This window comes from Bacteroides oleiciplenus YIT 12058, assembly GCF_000315485.1.
GTDB classification, from domain to species: domain Bacteria; phylum Bacteroidota; class Bacteroidia; order Bacteroidales; family Bacteroidaceae; genus Bacteroides; species Bacteroides oleiciplenus.
Genome location: NZ_JH992940.1, coordinates 1,073,758 through 1,096,091, shown reverse-complemented (window position 1 = coordinate 1,096,091; position 22,334 = coordinate 1,073,758). Strand labels below are relative to the sequence as shown.

The window sequence follows — 22,334 nt, the reverse complement described above, 5'->3', positions numbered from 1 at the left end:
TTCAGTCGTATACTGAAATAGGTTCAGTCCGGGACGTAACTTACGAATACTGGAGAGGCTTTGGGTTTTGTGTATTTTTATGGCGGAATGAAATACTAAAACCACAAAATTTTAAGTAAAATCCATTATATTTGTATCCCGAACAAACAAGCCTATTGCAGTGCCGGTGAATAACGTGAAAAACATAAAGATAGCATTACTCCTTTTCTTATGCTTCAGGATAACGTTGACAGCTTATGCCGGCGATTTCCTGTTTACGTCTATCAATACCTCAAATGGCCTGAGCGATAACCAGATACGTTTTATTCTTCAATTGCCGGACGGACGGATGGTATTCACCACCAGTGGCAATGTCAACCTGTATGATGGCGTGCACTTCTCTTATCTTCATCGCACCGCAGAAGATGTATATCCATTGCAGCAATACGACGGATATTACCGTATTTACCGGAGCGGAGACTCTCTGTTATGGATTAAAGACAATCATAAATTGATGTGTATCGATCTTTACAAGGAACAATACATCACCGATTTAGCTTCCTACTTTCAAGGCAAGAGCATACCCCGACCTTTAGAAGACCTTTTTGTAGACGACTTGGGCCGTACATGGTTACTCATGTCTAATGCCTTGCAAGAACTGGGTAGCGGAATGTGTATCCTCCTTCCTGACAATGACCCAAGAGTACTACAAGATGTGAATGCAAAGGATAATGCTTTGTATCTATTTTATGACACAGGCGAAGTTGTTTGCTACGACCTCGGGAATCAGAAAGAGTTATATACCACCTCCGCTTACCCTCCATCCGAACGGGGAGATTTCTGGAGAACCTCTCTCGTAGTCAAAGGCAGTAAGGGATTCTATCAGTTGCGAAATGGGCGTAAAGGCGGCTTATTCTATTTCGACTGGCAGAACCGGACATGGAAAAAGATATTTGAGCAGGAGTACACACTTAATACTCTGGTCATCCTTCCGGGTGATGAAAAAGCATATATCAGTTGTATTCACGGCTTCTGGATCATTGATTTGGTGAATGGAGCACATCAATATCTTCCTCTGTTAAAGACCAGGAAAGGGCAGATTGTCTCAACTGAAATCAGTACTATCTTTCAGGATTTGCAGGGTGGACTATGGGTAGGAACTTTGAACCGTGGATTGCTATATTATCACCCGGCTATGCATAAACTGGCATACATCGGTCGCAGTTTTTTCCCTGTTTCTCTTGAAGAAGATGTAGTCGTTGAATGTTTTGCTGAAGACGAAGTGGGCAATATCTATTTGAGAAATCATTCCCATATCTATCGGTTGGCTGATAGCAAAGACGGCTCTTTGCTTTTAATTCCGCTTAGCGCATCTTCTATCTCTTCTGAGTTGTCCAGTCAACTGCAAAGAAGTGCCTCGGGATACCAATTCAGGGGTAAGAACTATACCGCTCTCTGCACCGATTCACGTGGCTGGACATGGGGTGGAACATCCGATGGACTGGAACTTTTCACCAATAGAAAAAAGACATCACACATCTTCTATTGTGAAAACGGTCTTAGCAATAACTTCGTACAGGCCATCCATGAAGACCGGCATAATGATATTTGGGTAACCACCAGTAATGGCATTTCCCGCATTCACGTCAATCCGGATAATCATGATGTTAGCTTTATCAATTTCAACCGGCAAGACGGTGCTTTGGAGGGAGAGTATGTGCAGGGAGCCATCTTCGAAGCCTCTGACGGCACCCTCTATTTCGGAGGAATCGATGGCTTTAATGTATTTCGTCCGGACAGTGAGCCGATAGCTCCGGGACTGCCTTATACTCCCGTTTTTACCACTTTACGTTTGTATGGTCAAAAAGTAAATACAGGAGAAAAGTATGGTGATCGTGTTATCCTTCCTCAAACACCCCCTTACACCGAAAATATAGAATTGGATTATAACCAGAACTTCCTTACTTTTGAATTTTCCGCCCTGAACTATCTGAATGGTGAACGTACTTATTACCGCTATCAGTTGGAAGGCATCGATAAAGATTGGAATCATGTCTTTGCCGGTGGACAGAATGGGAGAACAGACGGCACAGGTATCCTTCAGGCTTCCTATACCGACCTCTCTCCGGGAAAATACATTTTCAGGGTCATGGCCTCGGACAACATTCTGAAATGGGATGGGAGAGTGAAGGAGCTGTCTCTCATTATCCATGCCCCTTGGTGGAAAACGACTACTGCTTACACCTTATATATAGTAACATTATTAGTAGTAATTATAGCCGGTATCCGCCTTTATGTCTACTGGACCCGTAAAAAGATGGAACGTCGACATAAAGAAGAAATTCTTCTCCTCCGTATTCGTAACCTCATAGAGCAATGCAATAGTTATGAAAACGAGCAGAAAGCCCGTTCGGAAGAAAGCAATGCTCCCTCACCCTGCAACACCGTTGAAACACCCCATTCTCCAAAACAGGATGTCGCCGAGTCCGCATTCCTTGCCCGTGCCATCGAACAGGTAGAGAAGAACCTGCACGTCTCCGGTTACTCTGTAGAGCAACTGAGCCGTGACCTTTGCATGGAACGCACCGGGCTTTACCGGAAACTGGTGACTATGCTCGACCAGTCTCCAAGCCTTTTTATCCGTAACATCCGTTTGCAGCGCGCAGCCCAATTACTAGTGGAAGGCGACCTCAGCATTACCGAAATTGCAGAACGCACAGGTTTTAGCAGTTCCAGCTATCTGAGTAAATGTTTTCAGGAAATGTACGGTTGCCGCCCCTCCGAATATGCCGAAAAGATGAAGAAATCAACATGATTGTTGTTGCTTTCAACATGGTTGTTGCCCGCCAGACGTCCTTACGCCCTACTTTTGCAACATCATAAAACACTTAAAAACCATGAAAATGAATCTTATTAAAAAAGTCGGCTTCTTGCTGGTATCGGCAGCCCTTGTTGCCACAAGTAGCGTAGCGCAAAATGTGCAACGCACGCCTCAGGGCATCAAGTATGTTACACAAGGAATGGATGTTAGTGTGGAGTTTTACTCGCCCACCATCGTCCGGGTTTATAAAACACCCATGCAGACATCCTGCAATAAAGAAAGTCTGGTCATTATCAAAACTCCCGAAACTACCCCGGTGACTTTCGGCGAAAACGGCAAAAATGTGACGTTGAGCAGTGGTGCCGTGCGGGTGGAAGTGAATACCGAAACCGGAGGTATCCATTTCTTCGATAAGTCAGGGAAACGTATGCTGACGGACAAGGATTACGGAACCCAGTTCACCCCGTTTGATGATGCGGGAGTTCCTGCTTTTAATGTTCGCCAGGCTTTCCTGTTGGATAAAGATGAAGTCATCTACGGTCTGGGACAGCAGCAGACGGGCAAGGTGAACCAACGTAATCAGAAACTTTTCCTTCGCAACCAGAACATGAGTATCTGCATTCCGTTCATTCATTCCGTCAAAGGCTATGCTTTGTATGTGGACAATTATTCTCCTACCACTTTCCTGGATAATCCGCAGGAGATGTCGTTTGACTCGGAAGTAGGCGATTGTGCCGATTATTATTTCATCTATGGAGGTAATGCCGATGGTGTGATAGCCGGTGTGCGCGACCTGACCGGACAAGCTCCCCTTTATCCTCTCTGGACTTTGGGCTTCTGGCAATGCCGTGAACGCTACAAGAGCCCTGACGAACTCTGCGAAGTTGTTGATAGATACCGTGACCTGAAAGTACCTTTGGATGGTATCATTCAGGACTGGCAATATTGGGGATGCGACTCGAACTGGAACTCCATGAAATTCCAGAATCCTCGTTACATCAATAAGATGGGTGATCCTGAATACATGAAATATCTTCCGAACGGTGAAGACAAGAATGCACGCTATGGCACTCCGCGCATCAAGAGCCCGAAAGAGATGATAGACTATGTGCATAAACAGAATGCTCACATCATGATTTCCGTATGGGCTTCTTTTGGCCCCTGGACGGAAATGTATCAGAAGATGGACAGCCTGAAAGCTTTGCTTCACTTCGACACATGGCCACCCAATGCCGGAGTAAGACCTTTCGACCCGTTCAATCCGGTCGCCCGCAACATCTACTGGGCCGAAATGAAAAAGAATATCTTCGACCTGGGTATGGATGCCTGGTGGCTCGACTCAACCGAACCGGACCATTTGAATGTCAAAGACCAGGATTTCAATACTCCCACCTATTTAGGCTCGTTCCGCAGAGTACACAACGCTTTTCCGCTGATGTCAAACAAGGGAGTTTATGAGCATCAGCGTGCTGTGACTACTGATAAGCGTGTCTTCTTACTTACCCGTTCGTCCTTCTTGGGGCAGCAACGCTATGCTTCGCATTCCTGGAGCGGTGATGTGGTTTCGGACTGGTCTGTTATGCGCAAACAGATTGCGGCGGGTCTCAACTATTCCTTATGCGGTATTCCTTACTGGAACACAGATTTAGGAGGTTTCTTTGCCTGGAAGTATAATAATACGGTAGATAATGTCGCCTATCACGAATTACATACCCGTTGGTATCAATGGGGTGCATTCCAGCCGATTATGCGTTCGCATAATTCCGGTCCGGTGGCTGTGGAAATCTACCAGTTCGGCAAGAAGGGTGACTGGGCTTATGATGCGTTGGAAAAATATACTCACTTGCGTTATCGTCTGTTGCCTTACGTTTACAGTACCTCATGGGAAGTGACCGACAAAGCCGGCAGTTTTATCCGTCCGTTGATGATGGACTTTCCCGAAGATAAGAAAGTGCTTGATATGGATACTGAATACATGTTTGGTCGTAACTTCCTCGTTCGTCCGGTGACGGATTCTCTTTATACCTGGCAGGATAAAGAGCAAAACGGTCATTTGAAAGATATGAGCAAGGTCGGCAAGACAGATGTGTACTTGCCCCAAGGTGCCCGTTGGTTCGACTTCTGGACCGGACAGGCGCTTGAAGGCGGACAGACTATTCAGCGTGAAGTTCCTATCGACATAATGCCGATTTATGTCCGTGCGGGTTCCATTCTTCCCTGGGGACCGGCTGTGCAATACTCCACAGAGAAGAAATGGGATAATCTGACTGTTAGGATTTATCCGGGTGCTGATGCCGAATTTACTCTTTACGAAGATGAGTTTGATAACTACAATTACGAAAAGGGGGCTTACACTACCATTACCATGAAGTGGGATGATAAAGAACGCATCCTCACGATTGCTGACCGTCAGGGTAGCTACAAGGGGATGCTGAAGAATCGTAAGTTCAACTTTGTGGTGGTAGAGCCGGGCAAAGGCTGTGGCGATGAAGATACGATGGCATTCGATAAATCAGTTTCTTACAGAGGAAAGAAAGTAGTTGTGAAGTTGTAATCGGACAATAGTGTTTTTATATTATTGTAAGTTCAATATAAATAGAAGTAACTTTATTCTCCTCCTCTCCGGAGAAGGAGAATAGAGTTACTATTATTTGTTTTGAGATCACATTTATGCATTTTATTCCAACTCCTTTGCACAAATATTAATCGTTCGCAGTGCATCCGATATTTCAGCCGGATTCATTCCCAGACATTCTACTCTTAATACTTTCTCCCAGTCTTCAAAATCTACGTTCCATTTATGAATCTGTGGATATTTTGCGAGCAATGTTCCTACTCTTTTCACATCCTGTTTCCTGACTATAGAAGTTCGGAAAATTAAAATGCAGTCTTCCATTTTTCTCATTGTTTTTAGTGTTTTGATATGGAGCACAAAGATAATCCTGAAACTATTTCCGGAATAGGTCTAATAGACGAATTCCTTTGCCATTTCCGATGAAATAAGGAAAATAGGGGATGAAATCGGTAACTTTCGGATATGATGAATCCCCACTGCAAAGAAATGAATCAAATGATATTTTAGCGCAGCTCAAGGCTGCTTTGTTCAAATCCGCTACAAAAGAGACCTTTTTATCGATTTATTTCCGGAATTAAAATAAATGCATATATTTGCAGAATATAGAGTCTGTCTCATCAGAGTCTGAAGTGATCTTTATATTTTATTTATTGTTATTTGTCAAACTATGAAATTAACGGAATCCGAACCAAAGCAGGTTGATGTAGAATTGGAGCAATACCGTACTCGACTTGAGCAAATGGTCGAAGAGAAATCCAGAGACCTGATAGCCAGTCAGGAAATACTGGAAGCAACCAATCGCCGTCAGGCATTGTTTATTAAAGTACTACAGATACTGCAACTGGAAGCAGATATACCCACAGCCATGAATATGGCACTTGCCGAAATCGGTCGCTATACCGGCGTTGACCGTTTGGCAACATGGGAAAATCATCTTGATGGAGTTACGTATGGCTGCACTTACGAATGGTGCAACAGAGGTATTGAGCCCGCCATCGATTATCTGCGGAGCATGACTATTGAAGCAGGAAAACCTTGGTTTGATATGCTCGAAAAAGACAATATCATTTGTACATCCGATATCTATTCGCTCGACCCCTTCATTACACAAATGCTGGAAATACAAGGCGTAAAAGCCATTGCTGTCTTTCCGTTATCGCAGTTGGGCGTACACTTCGGTTTCCTTTCGTTTAACTTTTGCTGGAATAAGCAATGGGACGAAAAGGATGTGGAACTGATGAGCCAAATATCACAGATTGTATCCACTGCTACAAAACGCTGGCAGGTGGAAACCACCCTGCAACAATCACAGCAAACGATGCAAAAGGTATTGGATAATATCAATGCTAATATCTTTGTTAGCGACTACGACTCGTTGAAAGTGCTTTTTGCCAATAAATCTTTCAGGGAAGAGGCCGGTCAGGTTGCTGAAAATGCGAAATGCTGGAAAATGCTGAATGCAGGATTGGATGATGTGTGCAAGCACTGCCCGAAGCCGAATCTGTTCGATGCCGACCATCAGCCCACAGGTGTTCACTTCTGGGAAGACTACAATCCTGCCACTGACCGTTGGTATACCATCCAGAGCACGGCGCTCAAATGGACTGACGGGCGGCGGGCAATCATGGAGTTAGCTACCGACATCACTACCCGTAAGCAGGTGGAACTGGAACTGATTCAGGCTAAGGAAAAAGCTGAAGAATCGGACAGGCTTAAATCGGCATTCCTGGCCAATATGAGCCATGAAATACGTACTCCTCTTAACGCCATTGTAGGCTTTTCGAGCCTGCTTGCCGAAACTGAAGAGGTGGAAGAACGTCACTCATACATGACTATAGTAGAGAAAAACAATGAACTGCTGCTCAAACTTATTTCCGATATTCTGGATATTTCTAAAATAGAATCCGGCACAATAGAACTTACCATAGCAAGGGTGGATGTGTTCATGCTTTGCCGCGAGGTGATTAACACCTTCTTGTGCAAAACCCGTGACAGGGTGGTAGAACTTCGTTTCGATGAAAATTCACCGCAGGTGGTGATTGACGGTGATGAGAAACTGATTACACAGATGCTTTCTAATTTTGTGAACAACGCCTTGAAATTTACTACCGAGGGATCGGTCATTCTCTCTTATACTTTGGAAGATGACAATCAGGTGCGTTTCTGCGTGACGGATACAGGTGAAGGCATTCCTGCCGAAAAACAGAATGAGATTTTCAATCGTTTCGTGAAGCTCGACTCGTTTGTACAAGGTGCCGGACTCGGACTGGCGATATGCCAGAACTTGGTTGAGAGGGTGGGCGGAAAAATTGGCGTCAACTCTCGCGAGGGAGAAGGTTCATGCTTCTGGTTTACGCACCCATGCGTGATGAAGGCTTAAGCTTTATCTCTTTCCAAGTCGATAGGCAAAGGATGCACCTAATTTGTAGGGTAACCATTCGGCACTGGCATTTTTACCCACATACATTTCTCCGGTAGATTTCATATAACCTCTATATCTGGAATGTTGCCACCCATAGCTTGCGAAAAGGTCTAGTGCCCAACGGTCGTTAATTTTAAATTGATAACCTAAGGTTGCTCCGAAAGACATGCCGTTACCTTTTTGATATCTATCACGATTGATATAATTCCATTTAGTGACCTTAAACAGTTTGTGATAACTGCCATATCCTCCTACATAGAGCCCGTTGAATGCTCCTTTAGGGTAATATCTGCCTTCTACGATTAATTGGCCAAATCTCATAGGGTTGCCCTCAATGCTTTTCCAAGGTGAGTATACAGCATCTCCATTGAATGTCCACTTATTTGCAAGTTTAGTTTCTGCTGACATATTCACTACACCCATAGCCCAATACAAAGCGTTCCATTTAAGTTGAGTCTGAGCCTGAACGGCAGATAAAGATAGAGCCAGGATGGCCAGCAATAGTAATTTTTTCTTCATGACGAAACAGTTTAGATATAATAATTTAGTTAAAGTCTTTTCTCTGTATTTTTTTCGTAAAGAGCTATTAGTCAAATGTTTTAATCTGTTTTGAATAAAAAAAGGAACTCTCAAAGTTCCTTTTCTAGTGATCCAGCTGGGGCTCGAACCCAGGACCCCAACATTAAAAGTGTTGTGCTCTACCTGCTGAGCTACTGAATCAATCCTTGTTTTGCTGTTAAGCGGGTGCAAAGATAGAGACTTTTTTCGTAAATGCAAAAGGATTCTTCTTTTTTTCTTATCTTTGTCACAAAACGAAGATAAGCTGCACCTCTGCATAAAAAATGAACTCGTTCATTTTATTCTGCTCTCGGTTTGCATTATCTTTGCACAAGATTCCTCTATTTGAAATTGAATATACATTATTAATATAATACACTTAAAAACTTTATGGCAACAGTTGACGATAAAAAGATTATCTTTTCTATGGTAGGGCTGAACAAGACCATTCAGCAGAACAACAAGCAGGTATTGAAGAACATCTACCTCTCGTTCTTTTATGGCGCAAAGATTGGCATCATCGGTCTGAATGGTTCGGGTAAATCCACCTTGCTGAAGATTATCGCCGGGTTGGACAAGTCTTATCAGGGCGAAGTGGTGTTTTCACCGGGTTACTCAGTGGGATATCTTGCCCAGGAACCTCACCTTGACCCTGCAAAGACCGTAAAAGAAATCGTTATGGAAGGCGTACAACCCATTGTGGACGCACTCACCGAGTATGAGGAAATCAACCAGAAATTCGGTCTTCCCGAATACTACGAAGATGCTGACAAGATGGACAAACTCTTTGCCCGCCAGGGAGAACTTCAGGACATCATCGATGCAACCGATGCCTGGAATCTGGACAGTAAATTGGAACGCGCCATGGATGCCCTCCGTTGCCCGCCCGAAGATCAGTTTGTGGAGCATCTTTCGGGAGGTGAACGCCGCCGTGTGGCTCTCTGTCGCCTGCTGTTGCAGAAACCCGATGTACTGTTGCTGGACGAGCCTACCAACCACCTCGATGCCGAGTCCATCGACTGGCTGGAACAGCACTTGCAGCAATATGAAGGTACGGTGATTGCCGTAACTCACGACCGTTACTTCCTCGACCACGTAGCAGGCTGGATTCTTGAGCTCGACCGTGGCGAAGGTATCCCCTGGAAAGGCAACTACTCCAGTTGGTTGGAACAGAAGACCAAGCGCATGGAGATGGAAGAGAAGACTGCCAGCAAGCGTCGCAAGACACTGGAACGTGAGTTGGACTGGGTGCGCATGGCTCCCAAAGCCCGTCAGGCAAAGGGTAAGGCGCGTCTGAACTCTTATGATAAATTGATGAACGAAGACATCAAGGAGAAAGAAGAGAAACTGGAAATCTTCATCCCCAACGGTCCGCGCCTTGGCAACAAGGTGATCGAAGCAAAGCACGTGGCAAAAGCCTATGGCGACAAACTTCTGTTCGACGACCTCAACTTCATGCTTCCGCCCAACGGCATTGTCGGCGTCATCGGTCCCAATGGTGCCGGTAAAACCACCCTGTTCCGCCTGATTATGGGACTGGAAACCGTGGATAAAGGCGAGTTTGAAGTAGGAGAGACCGTGAAGGTGGCTTATGTCGATCAGCAACACAGTGATATCGACCCGAACAAGAGCGTGTACCAGGTTATTTCCGGCGGTACGGAACTGATTCGTATGGGTGGCCGTGATATCAATGCACGTGCCTACCTGTCACGTTTCAACTTCTCCGGTGGAGATCAGGAGAAGCTTTGCGGTGTACTTTCGGGTGGTGAACGTAACCGTCTGCATCTTGCTATGGCTCTGAAAGAAGAGGGTAACGTGTTGTTACTGGACGAACCTACCAATGACATCGATGTGAACACACTTCGTGCTCTTGAAGAAGGTCTTGAAGACTTTGCGGGATGTGCCGTAATCATCAGTCACGACCGTTGGTTCCTCGACCGTATTTGCACTCATATACTTGCGTTCGAAGGTGATTCCAATGTCTTCTATTTCGAAGGCTCTTATTCAGAATATGAGGAAAATAAACAGAAACGTTTAGGGAAAGAAGAACCTACCCGTGTACGTTATAGAAAGCTGATGAATGACTGATAATCGGTGAGAATCTGATAGCATATATTATATTTTGATGACAAATAGAAAGCCCTGCAAAAATCTTGTAGGGCTTTTTTGTTATAAAAAGTTTCAATAACTCCTACTTACTCTAAAATTTTGTAGCAGAAATGTAATACAAATCTAAATCTTATTAATTATATTTGCGTCTTGATACAGTATTTAATACTTAATTAACATTTCTAATTAACACAATTAATTAACAAAAAACAGAAGTATGAAAAAACATCTAATTCATTTCCTGTTGGTGGCAGTGCTGTCCATATTTAGTGCTGCGGCATTTGCCCAGACTACAGTGAGGGGACAGCTTGTTGACTCAGAAACAGGCGAACCGCTGGTGGGAGCTGCCGTTATGGTAGAAGGCACTTCACAGGGTACGGTGACTGACATTGATGGTTATTTTAAACAAAGTGTTGCTCAAGGTGGAACCTTGTTGTTCAAGTACGTAGGTTTCAAAGACCTCAAGAAGAAGATTACACAGAAGGGTGCTTCTGTTGATTTGGGTGCTATCAAAATGGAACCGGATGCAGTGATGCTGGCGGACGTTACGATTACTTCGTCTATAGCAGTTGCCCGTAAAACCCCCGTAGCTGTATCTACTATTGATCCGGTTTTTATAGAAGAAAAGTTAGGTACACAGGAATTTCCTGAAATCCTGAAATCTACTCCGGGTATATATGCTACTAAAGACGGTGGTGGTTTTGGAGACAGTAAGATTAATATTCGTGGTTTCAAGAGTGAAAACTCTGCTATGATGGTTAACGGTGTACCCATGAATGGTATGGAGAACAATAAGGTATATTGGTCAAACTGGTCAGGTTTGTCTGATGTAACCCGGAGCATTCAGGTACAACGTGGTTTGGGTGCTGCCAAAGTTGCCTCTCCGGCAGTAGGTGGTTCTATCAATATTATTACTAAAACTACCGAAGCTAAGAAGGGTGGTTCTGTTTCCTACGCTATGGGCAATGATGGTTATAATAAAATTCTGTTTAATCTTTCCTCCGGTTTGTCTAAAGACGGATGGGCATTCTCCTTGCTGGGAGCCAAGACCTGGGGTGACGGATATATACAAGGTACAGAGTTTGAAGGATATACTTGGTTCGTTAGTATTGCTAAACGCTTCAATGACAACCACCAGTTGTCTTTGACCGCTTTTGGTGCTCCTCAGTGGCATAACCAACGTAGCAATCAGAATGGTCTATCTATTAAAGAATGGCAGCGTGTAAAACAATATATGGGCGAAGATAGTCCTTATAAGTATAACTCTACTTTCGGTTATCGCCATGGACAGTCTTATAACTCTTCCAAGAACTCTTATCACAAACCACAGATTTCTTTGAATCACTTGTGGCAGATTGATCAGAAATCAAGCTTGAGTACTGCTCTTTATGTATCTATCGGTCGTGGAGATGGTTATAGAGGTACGGGCGATAGCACCTACTCTAATTCATGGTATGGTTCTACAAACGGTTTGGTGAACACACAATTCCGTCGTCCGGATGGAACTTTTGACTATGATGCTGTTGAAACAATGAATGCCGAAAGTACTAACGGTTCCAAGATGGTAATGAGTAAGATGATGAACAATCATCTCTGGTATGGCTTGCTCTCTACATACACCACTAAACTCGGTGAAAATTTTGATTTCTATGGCGGTATTGATTTCCGTTATTACAAAGGCTTACATCAGGATATCCTGACAGACCTTTTCGGAGGTACTTATTTTATTGATTCTTATAATAGAAAGAACGTTACGGCAGAAAATAACCCCGCCGTAGGTGGTAATTCTAGTTATATTAATCAAAAATTGAATGTGGGTGATGTGTTGCGTCGTGATTATGATGGCTTCGTTATGTATGAAGGCGTGTTTGCACAGTTGGAATACAATCAGGATAAGTTGAGCGCCTTTGTGTCCGGTGGTGCTTCAAATACCGGCTATTGGCGTTATGACCGCATGTATTATAGTAAAGATAAGGCTAAGTCTTCAACCAAGAATTATCTGGGTGGAAACATCAAGGGAGGTGCTAACTATAACCTGACTGAGAATCATAATATCTTCGTCAACGCAGGCTACATCAATCGTGCGCCGATGTTTGATACTTCTTTCATCAATTCGCAAACTTCACATGACCGTAACCCGGATGCCAAGAACGAGAAAATTATGTCGTTCGAGGTGGGATATGGCTACCGTAGTCGTTTCTTCACTGCTAACTTGAATGGGTACTATACCCGTTGGATGGACAAGGCTCTTTACGATAGTGGTACAACGCAAGACGGTTTGCGTTGGGCTATGAACATGACTGGTGCCAACGCTGACCACTGGGGAGTAGAATTGGATTTTGTTGCCAAACCTTTGAATTGGCTTGATGTTACAGGTATGTTCTCTTGGGGCGACTGGCGTTGGGGCGGTGTAGCTTCCGGATACCTGTTCGACTCACAAGGCCAAATGTTGAAAAATACTCGTGGTGATGTAGTGACTGATATGGCAAATGCAGAACAATATCAATATCAGATTGATATGGATAACGTTTCTGTAGGTGGTTCGGCACAGACAACAGCCGCTTTGGGGTTAGGGGTACGTCCGGTAAAAGGTCTGCGCTTGGGAGTAGATTGGAACTTCTTCTCACGTAACTTTGCCGATTATGATATCAATGCCAACGTTGCAACGCAAAATGAGCCTTATGTAATTGGTAGCCCGTGGAAGATTCCATCCTATAGCACATTTGATTTAAGTGCAGGTTATACATTTGATTTTGGAAAAATACGTGCCACTCTAAGTGGAAATGTAAACAATGTCCTCGATCAGGAATACATTGCAGATGCTCGTGATGGTAGTACTCACGATTGGGAGAGTGCTACACGTGTGCTTTATGGTTTCGGCCGTACCTATTCTGTAAGATTGAAGTTCAATTTCTAAACCAAGACAGATTATGAAGAAAAATATAGTATTTAGCATGTGCGCATCTTTGCTGTTTTTGGCAAGTTGCGACTATAACGAAGATAACTTTCCGGGCTATGACGAGCTTGCCATTCCTAAGGATGTGCAGAATGTCGAGTTGAGCCTGGCAGACGGTGACTATAAGAAAATTGCCGGACTTGAGAGCAATATAAAGATTGCAACGGATAAAGTAGATCCGGAAGGAATAGACTTTGTGGCAGCTTTGGAAGCCATGGGCACGAACAAATATTTTACGGAAACCGCACCAGCATCATGGTATCTGCCTGCTTATCTTGAAACCCTTTATCCTTATTTGAGCGACGAATCGAAAGTGACGGTGGCTTTCAATAATGCAGAGAAACTGCCCGAATATCTGACAGATTTCAATGGCATTTCCGCTTACGAACTTACTTCCGGTGACTATAAGACAGTATGGGGTGAAACTGTTTCTGCTTCGTTCCTGTCTCCGTCTACAATAAGTAAAATCCCTGCCCTCCTGAAACAAGCTGTAGAGAATCCTGCTGATGGTGCTATGCGTATGGTCAACTATGCGTATTCTGAGACAGAACCGAGTATCGGCGGCGGTGGCGTAATTCCGAATGTTTATCAGAAAGTATCTGGAATGGCTGCTGAGGGTGGTAATTATGTATTTGTTGCTCCTGATAAAGAAGGAAAACTCATTCCCTTTGGAAGACTTACGGATGAAACAAAATCCTATGGTTATATGGCTGGTACTGCTGTGACTGTTACCGATGGATTGATTAGTAGTGATGTTTCGAATTATGTATTGACTGTTACTCCTACTGCAACCGGATATTCTCTGCAACGTCCGGATGAAAAGTTCATTTATCTGTCAGGAACATATAATAGTTTTAATCTGGGCGCTCTTCCTGCAACCGGTGGTGACTGGAAGTTCTCTCAAAATGCAGATGGCACAACTTCTATCGTGAATGTTGAAAAGAAGAAGACCGTGAAATTGAATGAATATAATGGTTCTTATTCTTTTGGTTCATATCCGCCCTCTTCATTTGGTATCTATCTGAATGCATCAATGAAGGGAAGTGATGGTGATTTCACCTTCCAGGACATCAAGTTGGAAGGCGTTACTTATGCATGGAAATACGATTCACAGAACAATTATTGGAAAGCTGCGGCTTTTGCTGGTGGGGTGAACAATCCTACTGAAAGCTGGTTAGTTTCTACCGAAATAGATTTGTCCGGTGCTACTGCTCCGTCACTTTCATTCGATGCTGCCATCAACTTCCTGAATGGCAATAACCGCGCTGATTTTATCGAAGCTAAGATTTCTGCTGATTATGTAGATAACGTTACGGCTGCTACTTGGACTACACTGAACGCTACGTGGTCGGAAGGTAAGGGCTGGACTTTTGTTAATTCCGGTAAGATTGATTTGAAAGATTACGTTGGAAAGAAAGTACGCCTTGCATTTGCATATAAGAGTACTTCGGCATGTGCCCCTACTATAGAGATTAAAAATATAAGTGTTACAGAACCTAAGGATGGCTATTATGCAGATGTTTATCTGTATAAGGAAGTTCCTGAAAATGAAGTGGAAGCAGCTTCTGCTATGATGTTCGCCTCTACGCGTGCTGCTGCAAAATACAACACTTCTGCTGTATACCGGTATGACGCAGCAACCAGCACTTGGAAAGAATACACCACTCCGGATGTAACTGTCGCTGTATTGCAACCTGCCGATTATGCTAAGATGGGAGCTACCTATGTCAGCAAACCGGGAGAAACTTTGCCGATTTATCTGAAGAATGCTTATCCGTATGCTCAGGCAGACTTGACTGTAGCTGTGGTTTATTACAGCAGTAGTAGCCAGGCTATTTCTGCAACCGAGTTCATTTATGACGGTGCTACTTGGACGGAAACTGCTAAGGTTATGCCTACCACGATGTTGTTTATCAAAGCGAACGGTGTATGGAACGAAGCGAAAGTATACTATGCAAATACCTTTATTGGTGATGAAGGTGGATGTACAATTCAGGATGTTGAGTTGGGCGGAAAAGACTATGTTTGGATTCTCGATGCTAAATACGGTTGGAAAGCTACCGGATATTTGGGGGGCAATAAGACTACTGAAAGTTGGTTGCTTATTCCGGAAATCAATTTGAAGGGTGCTTTAACTCCTGTATTAAGATTTGAAGCCGGTCTAAATTATCTGTATGGAGCAAAAGCAGAAGATTATATTAGTGTTTGCGTTTCTACAGATTATACTAATGATGTGACTACTGCTACCTGGGAAAAATTGGAATTTGCAACATGGCCCGATAGCTTTACCTTCATTCCAATGGAAACTGATTTCAGCAAGTATAATGATAAGGTTATTCGCATAGCTATTAAGTATACGAGTGATGCAACTTGTGCTTCTACGTTTGAAGTTAAGAACTTCTCTCTTCAAGAAGAATAAGAATCATTGTTTCTATAAAATGAACCCCGGAAGTTTTTTCCGGGGTTTATTTTATCCTACCTTTACCACCTTTCCCCCTTCACCTCAAAGCACGGGCACTCCTTCGTCCACTCCATCGGCTCCACCTCTCCGTTTCCATTCACATCCGGACTCAAATCCCGGTGTCCTACCACCCTTGCTTCCGGATAATCCATCTTCAATGTCCTTACCAGCACCCGCAGAGAATGTCGTTGCCACTCTGTACGCGTATCTTTGGGCACTCCGTGGCAGTCCAGTCCACCCTCGTAGCAAACAGCTATGCTACTCGCATTGTAACCCCGTGCATGCGCCCCGGCCTTCTCTACGGAACGAAGGCTTTTGATGTCCCCGTTCAGGCGAATGTAATAATGATACCCCGCTTCGCTGACCCCCCGTCGCAGATGATCGGCAGTGAGCTCCGCTTCCGTGTAGTGGCGGTCAGCACGAGTGGCGGAACAGTGAATGACGATTAGATTTATTCTTCTCATTACATCTTCCCCGTCATTGCATGCGCACTCAGCGCTCCCAATACAGCCGAAGCCACCGCAATTACCACCTTCAATATCGCATCCCAACTCATTTTCTTTTTCATACCAAATCAAATATTAGTTATTAGTGGGCTGCGCTTCACCCATCGCGCAGCCTTTAATTTTTAATTTCTAACGCCAAAGGCGTTAGATTCTATCCCAGTGGATCCTCTTCCAGGCCTCCTTCTCCTGAACCGCCGGAGCCTCCCGAACCACCGGAATTGCCTCCGCCGCCGGCCTGCTGTGCCTCGAGGTAGGCTTGCAGGTCGATGAACTCTATTTTTTCTCCGGCACGGGTGGCCACCAGATTCACCTTGACGGAGGTGGAAGGTCGGAAATTGATATTCACCCGTTTGATTTTCTCCACTGTGCACTCCTTACGGGTGGCGGAACCTTCGCCTTCGCAACTCAGTGAGAATACACCGAAGTTCTTGATGTTTACCGATTGTCCAGCATACAGACATTCGCGCATCGTCTCCACGAAGTTGGTAAGCACACTCTGGATGTCGCCTTTGGAGAGCGAACTCACGTTCTTCATTCTGTATGCCAGCACATCCAGATCGACACTCTGTCCCAGCGTCACCAGTCGGGGATAAATCATCTTTGCCGCATCCTTCTTGGTGGGGTCGGCATACTCTTCTTTCTTGAAAAATACTCCCATAACTTTTTAATTATTAATTTTTAAATTTTAATTATTAATTGTCCAACAAGCTTGTTTTGATACCTCAAAGATACGACAGCCGTCAGGGGAGTTTCGGACTTATCCGGACTTTCCGGGGATTTTCGAGGGATAACATAGGATTACGGGGGATAACAGGGGATATGAATTTTACCGGAGTTGGCATGCAGCTTACGCACTGGTTATATGTAGTTTCTGTTTTGTTTATCGACGAAAAAAGCGTATATATTGACTGATAATTCGCTAATTATTAGTACCTTTATGGGAAATAAAATAATGAATTTATTATATGAAAACCAGCGAAGAAGATAATGAATTTCAATGCCGCACTTACGGCAAAAGCGAGTTGGCACAGCTTTACTGTCCGAACATCGAAGCCAAAACGGCTGTGGCAAAACTCAATCAATGGATTGCACTGAATCCCGGTCTGAAAGAGGGTTTAGAGGATAAGGGGCTGCGGCATTGCGCAAAGCAATATACACCTGCACAAGTGAGGCTTATTGTGAATGCTTTGGGCGAACCGTGAGTTGTGCTGATGGAGGTTGCAAATACAAAATAGGAATGGCAAATGGTTTGCCCTTGCAATAAATCTGTTTGCCCTTGCAATAATTTCATTAGCCCTTGCAATTATTTTTTTGCCCTTGCAATGGGGGTGTTCTAATATTCATTTTGACACACTCTCATCTTTTTGTGTATATCCTTACAAAGATGAGACGGAATTCTCCGTCTCATCTCTTCGTTTTGGGTCCGCTTGGGTCCAGGGTCCACCCGGCCCCTGTTTTGGGCTTATTTTCCTGTTTTTTGGTATGTATCCTCTTGTTTAATAATTAGTTCGCACTTCTGGGCTTTCTTCAGCATACGCTTGACGGAAGTGGTGGATATCCCTTTCTCATGTGCCGCATTCAAGAATTCAGTATAAGTAAAATTAGTTGGCAAAGTGTTTAACACGTTATTCACCCGGTGAAAACTGTGTATGGCCACCGGCGGATGCTTGCTTGCAGGTAGCGCCGTGCTCATCAGCAGACTGTGCTCAATGAGTACGTGAATGATACTCATCGCCGTATTGAAATCCTCGTCCGAGCAGCGATATTCTTTGGCGAATTTAAAGTCCTCCCACTTGCGGAATACCGTGAGCAGGGCAGCGATGCGCATGGCAAGCAGACCGTGACGGAAGATGATACCGCCCGGTGCGTCGGTTCCTTCAATGATGGCTTTATCCAGCAGCTCACTGAACTGGTGTGTGTGCTCTTCCCACTGTGCCTCGCTGAAGGTGACACGTGTGGGGAACTCGAGCAAGTGCAGGTGCATCTCGGCCAGTTGTTCGCCCAATTCACGGAAGTAGGTACGCAAATCTATTCCTTCTTTCGGGGCGCACGATTCCCAGATGTACTGTGCCTGCCGGGTGTAAATGGAGAAGCGGTTGTAGAGCCCGTCTTCGAGCGACTGGAAGAAGGCGATGAACTGCTCTTGCGTGCCCGAGAGGAGGAGCGACAGGTAGGGAGTCTGGACGCTGATGGGGTCGCCATCCACTTTGTAGGAAGAAGCTATCTCTTCGTGCTGCGCAGCTTTGCAAAGGATGTCGGTGAAGTTGCCGCACTCCTGTGAGATGGCGGAAATCATGGTGTAGATTTCTGTACTCGTCATGCTGCCGCCCACGAGACCGTTGTCTCGCAGGTGGGCGATGAGACGACTCTTGGAAATAGTGCTGGGAATCTTGATGTAGACGTACTTGGGTTCCTCGGGCTTGAGGTTGATGTCTGGCTTGCGCTTTTCGCGGCGGGCTTTTTGCATTTCCGTTTCCCAGGCGAACATGTTTTCTTCAAATTCTTTCTTCTGCTTGCGGCGCAGTCGGTCGTAGTGCTTCTGCGTGGCTTCGAGCAGATAAATACAGAAGCCGACGACTCCTTTTCCGGCGGCGGAAGGAGCCTGGATGGCAGAATAGAAGTTCGGAGAGAACTCGGCGTTCTTGTAGATGAAACGTGTGCCGGGCAGGCAGGCGGCACAACAGTTCATGCAGCTCAGTAGTGTGATGTCCTTTTCACGGGGATTGTTGGCATACTTGACGCAATCCTTCAAAAAGGGTGGCAGATGCTCGTAAACTTCCTCCGGGAAATAGGGTGCAGAGGCACGTAGCTCGTTGTTATTTTCTAACAAAACGTCTTCCTCTTCGGAGTCATTGCGGGTCGTTTGTGGGGCCGGGTGGACCCTGGACCTAAGTGGACCCTGATTGGTGTCTTGGGGGACTTTAGGAAGAGTGCTAATGAATTGATAACCAGCTTGCACGCGTTGACGGATATCTTCTGCTGTGAAATCGGCGTTGGACCAATGTTGCGAAAAAACAGAAGTGATTTTTTCGAGTTCTTCAATCGAAAAACCTTTACTGCGGGCCATGCGTCCCAGCTTCAGGGCGATGTCGTTTCGCTCGCCGCGCACGAAGGGGTTGAGGTGCTCAAAGTCGCTGACGAATTGGGCAAGGAAACCGGGAGCGGGGGCTTGCGGAACAGGCTGGGGTGAGGCGGATGCTACGGGCGTTGCGGGAACGGGTGTTGCAGGAACAGTGTTTTCCGGCACTGAGCTTTTTTCCGTTTCCGGCAGGCGGAAAGGGATGGCATCGGGGTTGAAGTACGCTTCGGGATGCCAGGAGTAGAAGCAGGGACGGGTGATGTCTTTGCACTTCGGGTCGCAAGGGTGATTTACGTAGCTGCTGATGGCTGCTGACACGGCAGCGTAATAGGCATTGTATTCGCTGGAATCTTGGATAGCAATCAATACGAAAGCCTTGCAGCCGTTGCCGGAAATGCTTTTATGGGCACCCACTACATAAGGCAGTTCTTTCAGCTTTCCGAATACTTCTTCGGTGCGCTCGTCGGTATAGTCCAGGTCGATGCTGGAGATGTGGCTCAGCTCGATGAGGTTGCTGGCTGCATGTCCGCCCTGGCAGATGCCGGCGGGGATGATGCAGGGCATCTTGCCCTTGATGGCTTGCGCTTCGGCCTCGTGTCCCGGTTGCTGCCGCAGGGTGCGGTAGCGCACCACGCGGTCTTTGAATTCGTCACCTTGTATTTTCTCGAAATACTGTTTGATACTAATCACCTGTGAAACTTTGCTTCGTACACCGGAGAACTCGGATACCAAATTCCCGGATAGACTTTCTTCATCGGAATTTATTTCTTCCATCATAATTAAAAATGAATTTACCTTTTGTGCTCCGCTTTGTTGCTTTTGCACGCTTGCAAAGATACGAATAAGTAAATAATTGTTTGTTCAAATTCAAACATTTTCAATATATTATATACTTGTGTATAAGTGAGTTAGTGTATTAAAAATGTAGTATTTTAAATTTAATAAATCTTAACGTTGACTATCTTTTTTGTGTTTCTTGTCATGTTCTTTAATGATTTTGCATGAACTTCTATTGATGCGCTTAATCTTCTCATATCCACGTACTGATATGTCTTTTTTCAGTGTTTCAATTTCTTTGATAAAATCTTCCATATCATGAAGTTTATGTAAATCATCATGAGTAAATTTGCTTTTGTTATCCATTACTAATTTGTTGAATTTATTATTTGAACTGCAAAGATAATAAAAACTTTAGAGCCTGCTTAAAAAAACATTGTTTTAAGCAGGCTCTAAAGTTTACAATTATATCTGATGGCCGTATCTTTGTACTATGGCAACACCATTTTGCAGGTGGCGCAGCAGCTTTGTGCGTCGTAGGCGCGTATCAAGTAGAAACCGTGTGCCAGTCCCTTGACAGGTAGATTGAAGCGTTTCTCCGTGTTACCGGCAGTGTCGTGCGAGGCGATGGTTTGTCCGCTGCTGCTGACGATTTCCACGCGGGTAAGTTCTGTGCTGCTCATCAGGGTGAGATAGCCGCTGCGCGGGTCGCCTGTCAGGCGGATGGCGGGTTGGGAAGTGCCGACGTCTTCGATTCCGGTGCTGCTACTTTCTAGGTTGATGAAGGTGACGATGGGACTATGGTCGGAACAGCGGTACATGTTGTCCGTCTGTACGCCGTTTTGGTCAATGTCTATTCTCTGAGGTTCATCGGCATTGATGCGGAACGGACAAGCGTAGACCACTTGCTGTTCGAGGGTGCTGGTTGCCAAACTATGGTCCAGATAACCGGTGGCATAACTGCCATTGCTGAAGAAAGCATAGCTGTATTCGTTGGGGGCATAGGCGGTCAGCAGGTTGATGAGACCGCCGTCTTCAAGGGTGCGGATAGGATCTTCGCAGGTGTAGGCGTTCAGATCGCCCACCACCAATACGTCGGGGTCGTTATAGGTTTTTTTTATTTCTTCGATGAATCGCAGGGTGGCTTCGGCTTCTTGCACACGGCGGGGATTGTAGGCACCCTGACCGTCGCCTTTGTCTTTATATTGCTCCGGAACGTTGGTGCCGGATTTGGATTTCCAATGATTGCAGCAAAGGATGAAGCGTTCACGGTTACTGTTCAGTTGAAAACCCTGAGCTGTTTTGCGGTCGGGCAGATAGTTATCTGCCAGCTTATTTGGGCTGATGGCACCAACGTGGGTGACGGTTTCGCTGTTGTAGATGAAACAGGCCATGCCTTGCACGTTATCTCTATAATACCGTGTCTTGTACTTCTGCGTGTCGCAGTTCTCGTTCAGGAGTTGGCAGAGCTCTTCCAGTCCGGCGGCTCCTTCCACTTCTACCAAGGCGTATATGTCGGCTTGGAGGGCTTGCAGGGCGAGGGCCACTTTGTTGAGCTTGATGTTGTAAGTACTTGCACTTTTGTTGAGGTGTTCCAGATTGAAGCTGGCCACTTTCAGGTTATACGTTTCGTTGATGTTGCAGGACGTGGGGCGCTCGTTTTCCTTGAAGTTGGGTTTCCGGGTCAGCGTGAGGGTATATGTTCCGTTGCTGTAGCTGGCGGTTCCGGTCAGTCGCTCTACGGTCTGTCCGATGCGGCAGGTGGCATTGGCATCTGTGAAGGAGAAAGCACCTTGCTTGACGGTGATTTGATTCTCCTGATTAGCTTTATTCTCTTGGCTGAACATGTCCGCACCCGGCTGGTGCTTCTCGGTAGGGGTCCATAGCTGGCCGTTGGAAAGGGTGATGGAACCATACGTATAATTATAGTTGTTCGTCAGAGTCAGCGTGTTGGTGATGGTTACTTCTTTCCCGTCCAGGGCGCTCGTCTTGAAGTCGTCGGGGAAACGCACTTCTTGCTGGGCAAACAACAGGGCGGGCAGGAAGTGGAGGATTAGGAGTAATTGTGCTTTCATAGGCGGTTTTGTTTAA

Annotated in this window: 15 protein-coding genes and 1 tRNA gene; 7 read left to right on the top strand and 9 right to left on the bottom strand. The window is 45.3% G+C overall.

What is annotated here, in order from left to right:
• The first annotated feature begins 166 nt into the window (after positions 1 to 166).
• Positions 167 to 2,794 (top strand): helix-turn-helix domain-containing protein, encoded by a 2,628-nt coding sequence (locus HMPREF9447_RS04735; protein WP_044137756.1) that lies wholly within the window; start codon positions 167 to 169, stop codon positions 2,792 to 2,794.
• An 88-nt stretch (positions 2,795 to 2,882) separates the two neighbouring features.
• The gene (locus HMPREF9447_RS04730) at positions 2,883 to 5,354 is read left to right on the top strand and encodes a glycoside hydrolase family 31 protein (RefSeq protein WP_009128564.1); all 2,472 of its coding nucleotides are present in this window, start codon (positions 2,883 to 2,885) and stop codon (positions 5,352 to 5,354) included.
• A 123-nt stretch (positions 5,355 to 5,477) separates the two neighbouring features.
• Here HMPREF9447_RS04730 and HMPREF9447_RS04725 read toward each other — a convergent pair whose 3' ends face one another.
• Positions 5,478 to 5,696: a hypothetical protein gene (locus tag HMPREF9447_RS04725; protein WP_009128563.1), complete on the bottom strand. Its 219-nt coding sequence runs from the start codon at positions 5,694 to 5,696 to the stop codon at positions 5,478 to 5,480.
• Positions 5,697 to 6,042: 346 nt separating this feature from the next.
• Here HMPREF9447_RS04725 and HMPREF9447_RS04720 point away from each other — a divergent pair, with 346 nt between their 5' ends.
• Positions 6,043 to 7,755: a sensor histidine kinase gene (locus HMPREF9447_RS04720; RefSeq protein WP_009128562.1), complete on the top strand. Its 1,713-nt coding sequence runs from the start codon at positions 6,043 to 6,045 to the stop codon at positions 7,753 to 7,755.
• A gap of 3 nt (positions 7,756 to 7,758) precedes the next feature.
• Here the strand turns inward: HMPREF9447_RS04720 and HMPREF9447_RS04715 are convergent, their stop codons facing one another.
• Both HMPREF9447_RS04715 and HMPREF9447_RS04710 read right to left on the bottom strand, forming a co-directional pair.
• Complete coding sequence (locus HMPREF9447_RS04715; RefSeq protein WP_009128560.1) at positions 7,759 to 8,316, bottom strand: DUF3575 domain-containing protein; 558 nt, start codon at positions 8,314 to 8,316, stop codon at positions 7,759 to 7,761.
• A 128-nt stretch (positions 8,317 to 8,444) separates the two neighbouring features.
• A tRNA-Lys gene (locus tag HMPREF9447_RS04710) sits at positions 8,445 to 8,517 on the bottom strand.
• Positions 8,518 to 8,745: 228 nt separating this feature from the next.
• Between HMPREF9447_RS04710 and ettA the strand changes: the two genes are divergently transcribed.
• The 3 genes from ettA (at position 8,746) to HMPREF9447_RS04695 (ending at position 15,839) form a co-directional block, all read left to right on the top strand.
• Complete coding sequence (gene ettA, locus HMPREF9447_RS04705) at positions 8,746 to 10,443, top strand: energy-dependent translational throttle protein EttA (protein WP_009128558.1); 1,698 nt, start codon at positions 8,746 to 8,748, stop codon at positions 10,441 to 10,443.
• 238 nt (positions 10,444 to 10,681) lie between these two features.
• Positions 10,682 to 13,381: a TonB-dependent receptor gene (locus HMPREF9447_RS04700; protein ID WP_009128556.1), complete on the top strand. Its 2,700-nt coding sequence runs from the start codon at positions 10,682 to 10,684 to the stop codon at positions 13,379 to 13,381.
• A 13-nt stretch (positions 13,382 to 13,394) separates the two neighbouring features.
• Entirely contained in the window at positions 13,395 to 15,839 is a 2,445-nt protein-coding gene (locus HMPREF9447_RS04695; RefSeq protein ID WP_009128554.1) for a choice-of-anchor J domain-containing protein, read from the top strand.
• A gap of 62 nt (positions 15,840 to 15,901) precedes the next feature.
• On the opposite strand, the gene HMPREF9447_RS04690 is transcribed toward HMPREF9447_RS04695, so the two are convergent.
• The 3 genes from HMPREF9447_RS04690 to HMPREF9447_RS04685 form a co-directional block, all read right to left on the bottom strand.
• Positions 15,902 to 16,345: an N-acetylmuramoyl-L-alanine amidase gene (locus tag HMPREF9447_RS04690; protein ID WP_044137754.1), complete on the bottom strand. Its 444-nt coding sequence runs from the start codon at positions 16,343 to 16,345 to the stop codon at positions 15,902 to 15,904.
• Entirely contained in the window at positions 16,345 to 16,449 is a 105-nt protein-coding gene (locus HMPREF9447_RS28375; RefSeq protein WP_009128551.1) for a smalltalk protein, read from the bottom strand. The genes HMPREF9447_RS04690 and HMPREF9447_RS28375 overlap by 1 nt, the downstream gene beginning before the upstream one ends.
• 89 nt (positions 16,450 to 16,538) lie before the next feature.
• Entirely contained in the window at positions 16,539 to 17,045 is a 507-nt protein-coding gene (locus tag HMPREF9447_RS04685; protein WP_009128549.1) for an HU family DNA-binding protein, read from the bottom strand.
• Between the two features lie 307 nt (positions 17,046 to 17,352).
• Here HMPREF9447_RS04685 and HMPREF9447_RS04680 point away from each other — a divergent pair, with 307 nt between their 5' ends.
• The gene (locus HMPREF9447_RS04680) at positions 17,353 to 17,589 is read left to right on the top strand and encodes a DUF4248 domain-containing protein (RefSeq protein WP_009128547.1); all 237 of its coding nucleotides are present in this window, start codon (positions 17,353 to 17,355) and stop codon (positions 17,587 to 17,589) included.
• A 260-nt stretch (positions 17,590 to 17,849) separates the two neighbouring features.
• Here the strand turns inward: HMPREF9447_RS04680 and HMPREF9447_RS04675 are convergent, their stop codons facing one another.
• The 3 genes from HMPREF9447_RS04675 to HMPREF9447_RS04665 all read right to left on the bottom strand — a co-directional run bounded on the left by HMPREF9447_RS04675 (position 17,850) and on the right by HMPREF9447_RS04665 (position 22,318).
• On the bottom strand, positions 17,850 to 20,243 hold the full coding sequence (locus HMPREF9447_RS04675) for a DUF3987 domain-containing protein (protein WP_009128545.1): 2,394 nt from the start codon (positions 20,241 to 20,243) through the stop codon (positions 17,850 to 17,852).
• A 171-nt stretch (positions 20,244 to 20,414) separates the two neighbouring features.
• Positions 20,415 to 20,558, bottom strand: coding sequence for a hypothetical protein (locus HMPREF9447_RS04670; protein ID WP_157225274.1), 144 nt, complete (start codon positions 20,556 to 20,558; stop codon positions 20,415 to 20,417).
• Positions 20,559 to 20,734: 176 nt separating this feature from the next.
• The gene (locus tag HMPREF9447_RS04665) at positions 20,735 to 22,318 is read right to left on the bottom strand and encodes an endonuclease/exonuclease/phosphatase family protein (protein WP_009128541.1); all 1,584 of its coding nucleotides are present in this window, start codon (positions 22,316 to 22,318) and stop codon (positions 20,735 to 20,737) included.
• Between the last annotated feature and the right edge of the window lie 16 nt (positions 22,319 to 22,334).

Excerpts from the sequence above, each read along its gene's own strand:
- HMPREF9447_RS04730 (WP_009128564.1), top strand. The coding sequence starts at position 2,883 with ATGAATCTTATTAAAAAAGTCGGCTTCTTGCTGGTATCGGCAGCCCTT.
- HMPREF9447_RS04725 (WP_009128563.1), bottom strand. The coding sequence starts at position 5,696 with ATGGAAGACTGCATTTTAATTTTCCGAACTTCTATAGTCAGGAAACAG.
- HMPREF9447_RS04720 (WP_009128562.1), top strand. The coding sequence starts at position 6,043 with ATGAAATTAACGGAATCCGAACCAAAGCAGGTTGATGTAGAATTGGAG.
- HMPREF9447_RS04715 (WP_009128560.1), bottom strand. The coding sequence starts at position 8,316 with ATGAAGAAAAAATTACTATTGCTGGCCATCCTGGCTCTATCTTTATCT.
- ettA (WP_009128558.1), top strand. The coding sequence starts at position 8,746 with ATGGCAACAGTTGACGATAAAAAGATTATCTTTTCTATGGTAGGGCTG.
- HMPREF9447_RS04700 (WP_009128556.1), top strand. The coding sequence starts at position 10,682 with ATGAAAAAACATCTAATTCATTTCCTGTTGGTGGCAGTGCTGTCCATA.
- HMPREF9447_RS04695 (WP_009128554.1), top strand. The coding sequence starts at position 13,395 with ATGAAGAAAAATATAGTATTTAGCATGTGCGCATCTTTGCTGTTTTTG.
- HMPREF9447_RS04690 (WP_044137754.1), bottom strand. The coding sequence starts at position 16,345 with ATGAGAAGAATAAATCTAATCGTCATTCACTGTTCCGCCACTCGTGCT.
- HMPREF9447_RS28375 (WP_009128551.1), bottom strand. The coding sequence starts at position 16,449 with ATGAAAAAGAAAATGAGTTGGGATGCGATATTGAAGGTGGTAATTGCG.
- HMPREF9447_RS04685 (WP_009128549.1), bottom strand. The coding sequence starts at position 17,045 with ATGGGAGTATTTTTCAAGAAAGAAGAGTATGCCGACCCCACCAAGAAG.
- HMPREF9447_RS04680 (WP_009128547.1), top strand. The coding sequence starts at position 17,353 with ATGAAAACCAGCGAAGAAGATAATGAATTTCAATGCCGCACTTACGGC.
- HMPREF9447_RS04675 (WP_009128545.1), bottom strand. The coding sequence starts at position 20,243 with ATGATGGAAGAAATAAATTCCGATGAAGAAAGTCTATCCGGGAATTTG.
- HMPREF9447_RS04670 (WP_157225274.1), bottom strand. The coding sequence starts at position 20,558 with ATGGAAGATTTTATCAAAGAAATTGAAACACTGAAAAAAGACATATCA.
- HMPREF9447_RS04665 (WP_009128541.1), bottom strand. The coding sequence starts at position 22,318 with ATGAAAGCACAATTACTCCTAATCCTCCACTTCCTGCCCGCCCTGTTG.